Genomic DNA, 12,284 nt, shown 5'->3' on the forward strand with positions numbered 1-12,284 from the left:
GCCGCCGAGGGCCGACCCGCTGGTAGATGTCCGCGACGCGAGCACAGCGATCACGACGGCGAGCGCCACGTCAGATCGTGGCCGGGCAGGTCGCGTCAGCCGGGCAGGAGCAGCGCCGCGAGGGTGTGCTCGACCCAGTGGGCGAAGGCACGGTCGTCGAGGCGGCGTTCCTCCAGCAGGAGCCAGGTGGTGTACCAGTTGAGAGTCGACCAGACGTCGCGGGTGGCGGTGTCGACGGTCAGCCCGGGCCGCAGCGGCCCCCGGGCCGCCACCGCGGCGACGAACGTCCGCATGTCGGCGCAGCGCCGTTCCTCCTGCTCCCGCCAACGCTTCCCGAGAGCCTCGTCGACCACGCTGGCCTGCATGAACGCCCGGCTGATCGCCGCCACACGGCGGGCTGGGCCGATGCTCATCAGTCCGAACAGGCGTAGTTGTTCACGCTGGTCGGGCGCGTCCAGCGCCGCCCGGAAGCCGGTCTGCTCGGCGAGGGGAAGGTCCGCGCGGTCGGCGTCTCCTTCCCCGGTCACCGCGCGTTCCAACGCCAGCTCCAGCAGGTGTGCCTTGCCCGCCAGTGCGTAGACCGACTCGACCGCGACGCCGGCCTCAGCCGCGATGGCGCGCATCGTGGTCCCGGCGTAGCCGTGCTCACCGAAGACCACGACCGCGGCGTCCAGGATCGCCGCGCGGGTGGCCTGGGCCTGGGCGGCCCGCAGCGGCGAGTGGTAGGCGCGGGTCGCCTTGCCGACCAATTTAACTCCAGCCCTACTGGGTCCAATACTGTCACGCTGCATCGATCATAGGGAAGGGAGCACCCCCGATGGCCAGCGCCACCGCCTACCTGCTGATTCACGAGGGCATCCACGCGGAGACGCGCCGCCTGGCCGACTTCGCCGCGCAGCTGGCCGCCGGCCGCCGCTACGCCGGACCGGCCCAGCTCACCGCGCTGCGGACGCACCTCGACGAGGTCGTCAACGTGATCCATCACCACCATGTCGGCGAGGACACGCACCTGTGGCCGCTGCTGCGACGGTTCGCCGACCCCTTCGACCGCGTGGACGGGCTCGACGTCCTGGACGGGCTCGCCGGTGACCACGATGTACTGGACCCGCTGATGGAACGGGTCCGCACGGCACTCGCCCGGCTGGCAGCGACCGCCACCACCGGCGCGTCGGACGACACCTCCGACCGGGCCGCAGCCGGGGGCCCGACCGAGGGCTCGGCCGGTGCCGCCGCCGAGTTCGCCGCGGCCGCGACTGCGCTGTTCACCCTGATGGACGAGCACCTTGCCGTCGAGGAGTCCATCGTCGTGCCGATCCTGCGCGAGCGGGTACCGGACGACGAACTGGCCGCCATGGAGAAGCGGATGCAGCGCGGGAGCAGGATCCGGCTCGGCTTCGCACTGCCGTGGCTCGACGCGGCCGACCCGACCCGGATGGCCGAGACCGCCGCCCAGCTCGGGCCGGTGTTCCCGGTGCTGCTCACCCTCACCCGCCGTGGCTACCAGCGCCGCGTCCGCGCCGCCTACGGCGTCACCGCCGCGAGCCCAGGACCGGTCACCCTGCGAGGACAGGCCGAGATCGTCATCGAGGCCACCCCGGAGCAGGTGTACGAGGCGATCGCGGACGTCATCCGGATGGCGCGCCACAGCCCGGAGTGCTACCGCTGCGCGTGGCTCGACGGCGCGGCCGCGCCGCTGCCGGGCGCCCGCTTCCGCGGCTGGAACCGTTTCCGGGGCGCCCGCTGGAGCCGGGAGTGCGAGATCGTCACCGCCGAGCCGGGCGTGGCCTTCGCCTACCGCACCGTGCGTACCGGTACCAGGCCGGACAGCACGCTGTGGCGCTTCGAGCTGACCCCGACCGCTGCCGGCACCCGGCTCCGCCAGACGTTCGAGCTCTCCGGCGCGGCGCCCGTCATGGTGTTCGAGCGGCTGAGCGGCCGCACCACCAGCACTCCGAAGGCGATGGCGCGCACGCTCGCCCGGCTGCGGGACGACCTCCGCACCAGGTCGGACCGTGTGGGCGGGCCCGACATTACCGCCGGATCGGACACCGCCCGCGGATCCGAGACCCGCAGCCGCCTCGGCGAGGATCTGGTCAGCGCGCGAAGCAGCCGGTGAAGCAGCGCGGCATCGGGCACGCGACCGCCGCCCACCTGTCGACCGAAGGCTGCCGAGTGGGGATCTGCGGACGCGATCCCGACACGCTCGCGGAGGTGACCTTCAGCACCCGCAGCCTCACCGGCGGATGCTCGACGAGGGGCGGGAGATCCGGGTGTCCCGGCTCCGAGGCGGCCACCACGCCCCCGCGTGGGGCTCGGGCGCTACCCACGCTATCATTAACGCTAACTTAGCTTAACAATTTTACTACATCACCATCTGCAGGGAGAGCGGTACTCTACGAATCTGACGCCAATCAGAGCACCAGCTACTCTATTCACACCTAGCTGACGATTTGGAGCGTGCGTGAGCGGCTTGAGAAGCTCGACTGCGCAGGTCGGCATGATCGTGCGCGCCCCGAAGACCGCTGAGATCATCGCAACTCACCTGCGAGGTCAGGTGGTGCGGGGCGAGTTGCGGACCGGGCAGACCCTGCCACCCGAGACCCAGCTGATGGAGCAGTTCGGTGTGTCGCGGCCAACCTTGCGCGAGGCGTTCCGCATCCTCGAGGCCGAGTCGCTCATCAGTGTCCGCCGGGGCAGCCGCGGCGGGGCGCAGGTGACCACGCCGGACCTCTCGGTCGCCGCCCGAGCCGTCGGGCTGCAGCTGCAGATCCAGGGGACGACGATCGACGACGTCTACCAGGCCCGGATGGTCTCCGAGCCGGCCTGTGCGCGGCTGCTCGCGCAGCGGCGCGAGGACCAGGACATCGCCGATCTGACCGAGGTGGTCGAGGCGCTGAAGGCCGAGGTCGCCAAGCACGGGACGTTCGTGCCGGACCCCGACGTCTGGTCGTCTCTGACCTACCGCTTCCACGAACTGATCCTGCAGCGCTCGGGCAACAGAACCCTGGCGGTCCAGGGCGCGGTCCTGCAGGACATCGTGGCGACGCACATCCGCACGCGGGTCCAGCGCTACGACGAGAACGACACGCCGGAGCGCTTCCAGCGGGTGATCCGCTCGTACGAGAGGTTCATCAGCCTGATCCGGAACCGGAACGCCGACATGGCGGAGCGGCACTGGCGCTCGCACATGGAGGCCGCGGCCCAGTACCTGCTCAAGGACGACCTCAGGAACAAGTCCGTCGTCGAACTGTTCTCCTGACCCGGCCGGCGCGCCGGCCGCCGGACCCGTTTCGGACGGACGTTCAGGCGGGTTTCGCCGGCGGCCGGCGGACGGGATGGTTCAGCGAGGGGCCATCCGGATGGCCCCGTCCAGCCGGACGGTCTCGCCGTTCACATACGGGTTCTCGAGCAGGCTGATCGCCATGTGGGCGTAGTCCTCGGGTGAGCCGAGCCGACTGGGATGGGGCACGGTGCGCTCGAGCGCCTCGCGGATGTCCGGGCGCAGCCGGGCCAGCATCGGGGTGTCGAAGACGCCGGGCGCGATCGTGTTGACGCGGATCTGCCGGCTGGCCAGGTCGCGCGCGGCCACGAGCGTGATCCCGTGCACACCCGCCTTCGACGCGGTGTAGGACGTCTGCCCGATCTGGCCGTCGAACGCGGCGACCGAGGCCGTCAGCACGACGGCGCCACGCTCGCCGTCGACGAGCTCGCCCGCGGCGATCCGCGCGGCCGCCAGGCGCAGCACGTTGTAGGTGCCGATCAGGTTCACCCGCACGACCTCGGCGAAGGTGTCCAGGGCACCCGGCCGGTCGTCCCGGTCGAGGATGCGGACACGGTCTCCGCCGCGGCCGGCGCAGTGCACGACAGCGCGCAGCGTGCCGTGCACCTGCTGGGCCATGTCCAGGGCGTGGTTCACCGAGGCCTCGTCGGCGACGTCGGTCTCGATGTACACGGCCCGGTCACCGAGCGCGGCGAGGACATCCTCTCCCGGCGGGTTGAGATCGGCGATCGCGACCTCCGCTCCCGCGGCGGCCAGGCGTCGCGCGGTCGCGAGGCCCAGGCCGGACGAGCCGCCGGTGACGAATGCCGGGACGGACTTCAGGTTCATGACGCTCCTCGGGGCGACGGGCGGGAGAAACCGTCGATGCCGCGGCCGGGTCTGGCCCGGCGTCAGGCATCGATCAGCTCGATGACGGTCGCGTTGGCCATGCCACCGGCCTCGCACATGGTCTGCAGGCCGTAGCGGATGCCGTGGTCGCGCATGTGATGGATCATCCGGGTCATCAGGATCGCGCCCGAGGCACCGAGCGGGTGGCCGACCGCGATCGCGCCGCCGAGCGGGTTCAGCCGGGCGTGGTCGGCGCCCGTCTCGATCTCCCAGGCGAGCGGGACGCTCGCGAACGCCTCGTTCACCTCGTACACGCCGATGTCGGCGATCGTGAGCCCCGCCCGCTTCAGGACCTTCTCCGTCGCGGGGATCGGAGCGGTCAACATGATCACCGGATCGTCACCGGCGACCGTACCGGCGTGGAAGCGCGCGAGCGGTCGCAGGCCCAGCTCGGCCGCCCGTTCGCTGGTCGTGATCAGTAGTGCCGCGCTGCCGTCGGAGATCTGGGAACTGTTGCCCGCGTGGATCACCCCGTCCTCGCGGAACGCGGGCTTCAGCGCACCGAGCTTCTCGAGCGTCGTCTCCCGCCGCACCCCCTCGTCGGCGGTGAGGACGCCGTCCGGTCCCTCGACAGGGACGAGCTGCGCGTCGAACGCGCCCGAGTCGGCGGCCGCCATCGCGCGGTGGTGCGACTCCAGGGCGAACTCGTCGAGCCGGGTCCGGGACAGGCCCCACCGGTGCGCGATCTCCTCGGCGCCGAGACCCTGGCTGAAGCTGTCCCGCTGGTAGCGCGCGCGCACCCGGGGGCCGAACGGCTCGCCGACGGCCCGGGCCGAGCCCAGCGGCACCCGGCTCATCGACTCGACGCCGCCGGCGACGACGAGGTCGTACTGGCCCGCCATCACCCCGGCCGCGGCGAAGTGGAGCGCCTGCTGACTCGAGCCGCAGGCCCGGTCCAGCGTCACGCCGGGAATGCCTTCCGGCCAGCCGGCGGCCAGCACGGCCAGGCGGGCGACGTTCGTCGACTGATCACCGATCTGGGTGACGCACCCGAAGATGACGTCGTCGACGAGCTCGGGTGCGACCTGTGCGCGCTCGGTGAGCGTCCGGAGCACGTCCGAGGCCAGATCGACCGGGTGAACGCCTCGCAGCGTGCCGTTGCGCCGACCGATCGGCGTCCGTACCGCTTCGACGATGACGGCGTCCCGCACGGCAACCCCCTTCATCGAGTTCACTACCTTGAACATAATTCTGCTGAGAGAACAAGCTAGGAGGCGACTCTCCGCCTGTCAACGTGGCCGCACTCGAGGCCCGCACCGCCACCACAAGATCGCAGAGGGCGGCCGAGCGACGGCGGACGCTCGCCGGCAACCGACCTATCAGTTATCTTATTGCACCTATAGTGCACGGTGAACGGATTGGACCGCCTCGGTCATGGCGCGGTACCGCCCGCTCGCCACGGAATCGACCATCCGGAAAGGCCCGCATGAGCACGCATGACTCGGCGTCGTCCGTCGGAGACAGCGCCCGCAGCCTGATCGCCCGGCGGATCTTCGGCGTGCTGGCGCTCGACCCCGCCGCGACCGCGCTGACCTTCGGTGACCGCACCTTTCCCTGGTCCTACTACGCCGACGCCATCACCGATCTGGACGCGCTGCTGGCCGAGTACCCGCGGGCCCGGCAGATCGGGATCGTGCTGCGCAACCGTCCCGGCCAGCTGTGCTCCGTGATCGCCACCATCGCCACCGGCCGGACGGTCGTGACGTTGAGCCCGCATCTCGGGGACACCGGCCTGGCCGAGGACATCGTCGATCTGGCACCCGACGTGGTGGTCGCCGACAAGGAGGACTGGACCCGCGCCGCGATGGTCGAGGCCACGGCGGCTGTCGGCGCGATCGCGCTGTGCACCGGCCCCGGCCGGGCGTTCGTCCGGCACCCGATGCCGGCCCCGTCGTCCCCCGCGTACAAGCCCGCCGCCGACGTCGCCGTCCTCATGATGACCAGCGGCACCACCGGCCGGCCCAAGCGCGTCGAGCTCACCTACCAGCGGATGGCCGCGGCGTTCCGCGCCGCGGGAACCCCCGTCGACGAGGGCCGGGAGCTTCGCCTGCACCGGCGGACCGCCATCCTCTGGGCTTCGCTCGCCCACATCAGCGGCCTCTACTTCGCGATCGCCCACGCGATGGAGGGCAGGAGCATCGCCCTGCTCGAGAAGTTCGAGGTCCAGGCCTGGGCCGAGCTCGTCCGCCGCCACCGGCCGGGCTATGTCCGCCTCGCCCCGACCGCGATGCGCATGGTGCTCAACGCCGACCTGCCTCGGGACGTCTTCGAGAACGTCTTCGCCGTCGGTTCGGGGACCGCGCCCCTGCCCGCCGAACTCGCCGACGCCTTCGAAGACCGCTACGGGGTCCCGGTCCTCGGCACCTACGGCGCCACCGAGTTCGCCGGCGCGATCGCCGGCTGGACCATCGACGACAAGCGGGAATGGGGCACTCGCAAGCGAGGCAGCGTCGGGCGCGCGTACGACGGCATCGACCTGCGGGTGGTGGATCGCGACAGCGCGACGGTTCTCGCGCCGGGCGCGGTCGGGCTGCTCGAGGCACGCGGGGGACAGCTGTCCGACGACGGTGGTGCCTGGATCCGCACCACCGACCTGGCCTCGATCGACGACGACGGCTTCCTGTTCATCCACGGCCGGGCCGACGACGCGATCAGCCGCGGCGGCTTCAAGATCCCACCGAGCGTGATCGAGGAGGCCCTGGCCCAGCATCCGGCGGTCGACGAGGCCTCGGCAGTGGGGATCGCCGACCCGCGGCTGGGCGAGGTCCCGGTGGTCGCGGTCACGCTGAGCGCGCCCGCGACGGAGGCGGAGCTGATGGAGTTCCTCTCGGCCCGGTTGACGCGCTACCAGCGGCCGGTCGACCTCGCGATCGTCGACGCGCTGCCGCGTACCCCGTCGCTGAAGGTGAGCCGCGCCCTCGTCCGGGAACAGATCTTCGCCCGCCGGCCCACCGCGACCTGACACACGCGCCGGGGACACCACGGCGGCCGCGACGACGCCGCGCACCTCGACGGGCTCGACGGGCGCGGGAGCTCGAGGACTCGACCGACGCGACGGGAGAAGAGGAGAACGGGTATGACCACACAGCAGACCTCGACCTACGGCGTCCTCACCGACGAGGCGTTCGAACGGGCGCGGCGACGGACCGGGGTTCCGCAGCGCCTGCGCCCGCCGCACATCACCGAGGTGCACGTCGACGCCACCCGCCATTTCGCCTACGGCTACGGCGACGACAACCCGCTCTACTGCGAGCGCGACTACGGCCGCACCACCCGCTGGGGCGGGCTGATCGCTCCCCCGAACTTCCTCTACTGCATGGGCGAGAACGCCGCACCGGACCCGACGCCGGAGCAGAAGCAGCTACTGAAGGGCGACCCCTTCGCCGGCCTGGGCTCGTACCAGGCGGCCATGGAGTTCGAGTACTACCGGCCGCTGCGGGCCGGCGACCGGTGCCGGATGATCCGGGCGCAGGTCGGCGTCCAGGACAAGCGGAGCAGCTTCGGGGGCCGGTCGGCGCACGTGACCAACGACTTCCTGTTCGCCAACGGCGCGGGTGAGATCGTGGCCGTCCAGCGGGGCACCTGGATCAACGCCGAACGCCACACCAGCCGGCAGCGGTCGTCGGCCAAGCCGCCGGTCGACTTCTCGCCCTACTCCGACTCCCAGCTCGCCGAGATCGACGCGGCCTACGACCGCGAGACCCGTCGCGGCGCCGTGACCCGCTATTTCGAGGACGTCGAGATCGGCGAGGAGATCCAGCCGCGGGTCAAGGGCCCGCTCGTCGTCACCGACATCGTCGTCTGGCACGTCGGCTGGGGCATGCAGCTCACCCCGCCCGGCGCGTACGGGATCTCACGCAGGATCCGCAGGAAGGCGCCGGGGCTGTACCCGCCGAACTCCCGCAACATCCCCGACACCGTGCAGCGCCTGCACTGGGAGCCCGAGCGCGCCGCCGAGCTCGGGCTGCCGATGAGCTACGACTACGGCGCCATGCGGGAGACCTGGCTGACCCACGCGCTGACCGACTGGATGGGCGACGACGGCTGGCTGTTCCGGCTGCGCTGCGAGCACCGCCGGTTCAACTACGTCGGCGACACCACCTGGGTGCGTGGGCGGGTCGTCGACAAGGTGCAGGTGGACGGCCGCAACGAGGTGCACCTCGAGCTGAGCTGCCAGAACCAGCGCGGTGAGACGACGACCCCCGGGACGGCCGTCGTGCTGCTGCCGACCCGCGAGGCCCCGGTCACGCTCCCCGCACCTCCGGCCGACACGCTCGACGAACTCCTCAAGGTCGAGATCGCCCGGCTCGCGTGAGCGACCGGATCCCTCCCGTGGGTTTCCTCCGCCAGAGTTCCTTGCCAACCACCGCAAATAATTAGATTATTGGTCTATATCATGCGGATCGCCGCCGGCCGTCACGGTCCGCGGGTCCAGCGACGAGGAGGGCGACTGCCCAGTGGACTTCGAACTCACCGAGGAGCAGGCGATGCTCCGCGAGGTGTCTCGAACGATGCTGTCCACCCACTGCCCTCCCGCCCGCGTGCGCTCGCTCGTCGGCTCCGGCGGCGACATCGACGACAAACTGTGGCAGCACGGCGTGGAACTCGGGTGGACCGGCCTCGCGGCGCCCGAGCAGCTGGGCGGCTCCGCCCAGGGGCTGGTCGAGCTGAGCCTGGTCGCCGAGGAGATCGGCCGCGTGGTCGCCCCCGGCCCGGTCGTCGAGACCGCGCTGGTGGCGCTCGCCGCGGCCCGGTCCGGACACCCCGAGCTCGGCCCGGTGGCGGCCGCGCTGGCCGACGGCCAGGCGCGGGCCAGCCTCGCCCACCACGGCACGGTGCGCGCGGCACGCGACGGCGACGCGCTGGTTCTCGACGGCCATGTGACGGCGGTCCAGGCCGCCGCGGCCGTCGACTGGCTGCTCGTGACCGCCTCGACGGACGACGGTCCCGCCGCCGTCCTGGTGCCGACGCCGCCCGGCGGCACCCGCCGCCGCCGCACGCTCGACGAGACGCGCGGCTGGTACGACGTGGCTCTCACCGGCATCCGGGTACCCGCGACCCACGTCGCCGCGAGCGGGCCCGCGCAGGTGCGGTGGCTGGTGGCCGCGGCAGGCGTCCTCACCGCCGCGGACGCCCTCGGCGCCGGGGAACGGCTGCTCGAGATGACCGTCGAGCACGTTCTGGTGCGCGAGCAGTTCGGCCGGCCACTCGGCAGCTTCCAGTCGGTCAAGCACAAGGTCACGGACATGCTCACGCTCGTCAAGGGCGCCCGCGCCGCGACCTACTACGCCGCGATGACGCTGGACGCCGGGGCCGACGACGGTGATCTGGCAGCGAGCGCGGCCAAGGCGTTCACCGCCGAGGGGATGAGCGCACTCGCCGGCGAGGCGCTCCAGGCGCACGGCGGCATCGGCTTCACCTGGGAGCACGACCTGCACCTGTACCTGCGCCGGGTGAAGGTCGACGAGGTGTTGTTCGGCGCACCCGCCGAGCACTACGAACGGGTGGTCGCGCTGCTGGCGCAGGCCCGCGGCGTCGAGGTCGGATCCGCCCACGACCGGCGGCCGGGCGACGACCGGGCCCACCTCGACACCTGAATCCGAATTCCAGGGCCTCTACATTCCGGGGCCTCGATATCGACGGCCTCGACGGCCTCGACCGACCGCGGAGCGACGCATGTGGGATTTCTCGACCGAGCCTGAGTTCCAGGAGAAGCTGGACTGGATGGCACGATTCGTCCGCGAGGAGTGCGAACCCCTCGACCTGCTCTTCCCGCACGGGGGCGATCCGTACGACGTCCACAACAAGGCGTCGCGAGCCATCCTGAAGCCGCTGCAGGCGCAGGTCCGCGAGCAGGGGCTGTGGGCCTGTCACCTGGGACCGGAGCTGGGCGGCCACGGCTTCGGCCAGATGAAGCTCGCGCTGATGAACGAGATCCTCGGCCGCTCCTACTGGGCGCCCACCGTCTTCGGCACGGCGGCTCCCGACACCGGCAACGCCGAGATCCTCGCGATGTTCGGCACCCCGGAGCAGAAGCAGCGCTACCTGCAGCCGCTGCTCGACGGCGAGATCGTCTCGTGCTTCTCGATGACCGAGCCGCAGGGCGGCGCCGACCCGAAGGAGTTCGCCTGCACGGCGATCCGGGACGGCGACGAATGGGTCATCGAGGGCGAGAAGTGGTTCTCCTCGAACGCCCGCTACGCGGCCTTCCTGATCGTCATGGCGGTCACCGACCTCGACGCCGCCCCGCACCGGCGGATGTCCATGCTCGTGGTGCCCGCCGAGACGCCCGGCATCGAGATCCTGCGCAACGTCGGCACCATCAACGAGCGGGACGACTTCGACGAGGGCATCCACGGCTACATCCGCTACAACCGGGTGCGGGTCCCGCTGGACGCCATGCTCGGCGCGCCGGGCGAAGGCTTCAAGGTCGCCCAGGCCCGGCTCGGCGGCGGCCGCGTCCACCACGCCATGCGGGTCGTGGGCAAGTGCCAGCGGGCTTTCGACATGCTGTGTGAGCGGGCGCTGTCGCGTCACACGCAGGGCAAGGTCCTCGCCGAGCACCAGTTCGTGCAGGGCTTCGTCGCCGACTCGGCGATCCAGCTCCAGCAGTTCCGGCTGCTCGTCCTGCAGACGGCGTGGATCATCGACACCCAGCCGCACGGGGCGGCCCGCACCCACATCGCGATGTGCAAGGTCGCCCTGGCGCAGGTGCAGCACGACATCATCCAGCGGGCACTGCACCTGCACGGCTCGCTGGGCACCACCCACGAGACCCCGCTCGGTGCCTGGTGGGCCGGCGTGCCGCAGCTCGCCCTCGCAGACGGGCCCACCGAGGTGCACAAGGCCACCGTCGCCAAGCAGGTCCTGAAGGGCTACCGGCCGGCGCCCGGCCTCTTCCCCACCGAGCACCTTCCGACCCGGCGCGCCGCCGCCCGCGAGCGGTACGCGGACGTCCTGCAGGAATTCGGGCTGTGACCAGCGCCGACGGCCAACCTGCCGGACTGTTCGACCTCACCGGCAAGATCGTCCTGGTCACCGGCGGCAGCCGGGGCCTCGGCCGGGAGATGGTGCTGGCCTTCGCCCGCGCCGGCGCCGACGTGGTGATCGCCAGCCGCAAGCTCGACAGCTGCGAGCAGCTGGCGGCGCAGGTCGAGGCGCTCGGCCGGAAAGCCCTGCCGGTCGCGGCCCATGTCGGGCGCTGGGACGAGTGCGATCACCTCGTCGACCGGGCCTACAGCCATTTCGGCCGGGTCGACGTCCTCGTCAACAACGCCGGCATGTCGCCGCTGGCGCCGTCCTCGGCGCTGACCTCCGAGGACCTCTTCGACAAGGTGATCGGGGTCAACTTCAAGGGCCCGTTCCGGCTGAGCTCGCTGATCGGGCAGCGGATGCACGACGGCGACGGCGGCTCCATCATCAACATCTCGTCCAGCGGCGCGCTGTTCCCGTCCCCCCGGTTCGGGCCGTACGCCGGCGCGAAGGCGGCGCTCAACGCGCTGACCACCGTGCTCGCCCTGGAGTTCGCGCCCAACGTCCGGGTGAACACCATCTCCGCGGGGCCGTTCCTCACCGACATCTCCAAGCGCTGGCCCGACGAGAGCAAGCGGACGTGGAAGAACGCGGCCGGCCGCGCCGGGAATCCGGAGGAGATCGCCACCACCGCGCTCTACCTGGCCTCCCCGGCCTCGAGCTACACCACCGGATCACTCATCCGGGTCGACGGCGGACTGCACTGACCCCGACGCCTCACCCGAGCCGTACCTCTCACCTGTGCCCTGCCCCGCGTCACCTGTGCCCTGCCCCGCGCTCGTGCCCCGCCCATCGTCCGTGCCTCGCCCTTCGCCGGGCTCCGGCCCCGCTCCCGCCGCGGGCCGCCTGCCGGACGCTCACCGGGCTCCCCCGTGCTGCCGCCCACCTGCGGACCAGGACCTCCCGGAGCGCACTCACCCACCCGGCCTGAGCACCGATCGCACCCGAACGCGCCGGTCACGGGCGGAACGACCAGCAACAGGTCACCTAGTTAGATCATTGACAAAATCTAGCTGGTGGCCTACTAATCTAGTTCAATCATCTACCTGCTTGCTTTTCGGGCGGGCTGATCACTGACGCGGGT

The 12,284-nt window shown here is 71.4% G+C and carries 10 protein-coding genes; 7 read left to right on the plus strand and 3 right to left on the minus strand.

Translation table 11 applies throughout. The features are described from left to right. Nucleotides 1–95: 95 nt before the first annotated feature. Nucleotides 96–749 carry a TetR/AcrR family transcriptional regulator gene (locus tag E0504_RS06810; protein ID WP_112106177.1) on the minus strand — a complete coding sequence of 218 codons (654 nt, stop codon included), beginning with the start codon at nucleotides 747–749 and terminating at the stop codon, nucleotides 96–98. A gap of 68 nt (nucleotides 750–817) precedes the next feature. Between E0504_RS06810 and E0504_RS06815 the strand changes: the two genes are divergently transcribed. After that, complete coding sequence (locus E0504_RS06815; RefSeq protein ID WP_112106176.1) at nucleotides 818–2,116, plus strand: hemerythrin domain-containing protein; 1,299 nt, start codon at nucleotides 818–820, stop codon at nucleotides 2,114–2,116. A gap of 381 nt (nucleotides 2,117–2,497) precedes the next feature. Then, a complete protein-coding gene (locus E0504_RS06825; protein ID WP_018501831.1) occupies nucleotides 2,498–3,259 on the plus strand; it encodes a FadR/GntR family transcriptional regulator in 762 nt (253 codons plus the stop codon). A gap of 81 nt (nucleotides 3,260–3,340) precedes the next feature. Here E0504_RS06825 and E0504_RS06830 read toward each other — a convergent pair whose 3' ends face one another. Both E0504_RS06830 and E0504_RS06835 read right to left on the minus strand, forming a co-directional pair. Continuing rightward, the gene (locus E0504_RS06830) at nucleotides 3,341–4,108 is read right to left on the minus strand and encodes an SDR family NAD(P)-dependent oxidoreductase (RefSeq protein WP_112106174.1); all 768 of its coding nucleotides are present in this window, start codon (nucleotides 4,106–4,108) and stop codon (nucleotides 3,341–3,343) included. A gap of 62 nt (nucleotides 4,109–4,170) precedes the next feature. Further along, nucleotides 4,171–5,319, minus strand: coding sequence for a thiolase family protein (locus tag E0504_RS06835; protein ID WP_112106173.1), 1,149 nt, complete (start codon nucleotides 5,317–5,319; stop codon nucleotides 4,171–4,173). 275 nt (nucleotides 5,320–5,594) lie between these two features. On the opposite strand from E0504_RS06835, the gene E0504_RS06840 reads away from it, so the two are divergent. The 5 genes from E0504_RS06840 to E0504_RS06860 all read left to right on the plus strand — a co-directional run bounded on the left by E0504_RS06840 (nucleotide 5,595) and on the right by E0504_RS06860 (nucleotide 11,907). Beyond that, nucleotides 5,595–7,130 carry a class I adenylate-forming enzyme family protein gene (locus E0504_RS06840; RefSeq protein WP_112106172.1) on the plus strand — a complete coding sequence of 512 codons (1,536 nt, stop codon included), beginning with the start codon at nucleotides 5,595–5,597 and terminating at the stop codon, nucleotides 7,128–7,130. A 114-nt stretch (nucleotides 7,131–7,244) separates the two neighbouring features. After that, nucleotides 7,245–8,483 (plus strand): MaoC family dehydratase N-terminal domain-containing protein, encoded by a 1,239-nt coding sequence (locus tag E0504_RS06845; RefSeq protein ID WP_112106171.1) that lies wholly within the window; start codon nucleotides 7,245–7,247, stop codon nucleotides 8,481–8,483. Nucleotides 8,484–8,625: 142 nt separating this feature from the next. Further along, nucleotides 8,626–9,765: an acyl-CoA dehydrogenase family protein gene (locus E0504_RS06850; protein WP_112106170.1), complete on the plus strand. Its 1,140-nt coding sequence runs from the start codon at nucleotides 8,626–8,628 to the stop codon at nucleotides 9,763–9,765. A gap of 79 nt (nucleotides 9,766–9,844) precedes the next feature. Beyond that, nucleotides 9,845–11,146 (plus strand): acyl-CoA dehydrogenase family protein, encoded by a 1,302-nt coding sequence (locus tag E0504_RS06855; protein ID WP_112106169.1) that lies wholly within the window; start codon nucleotides 9,845–9,847, stop codon nucleotides 11,144–11,146. Next, entirely contained in the window at nucleotides 11,143–11,907 is a 765-nt protein-coding gene (locus E0504_RS06860) for an SDR family NAD(P)-dependent oxidoreductase (protein ID WP_165938430.1), read from the plus strand. Before E0504_RS06855 ends, E0504_RS06860 begins: the two co-directional genes overlap by 4 nt. Nucleotides 11,908–12,284 lie beyond the last annotated feature (377 nt).

The sequence above is a fragment of the Parafrankia sp. BMG5.11 genome, assembly GCF_004337455.1.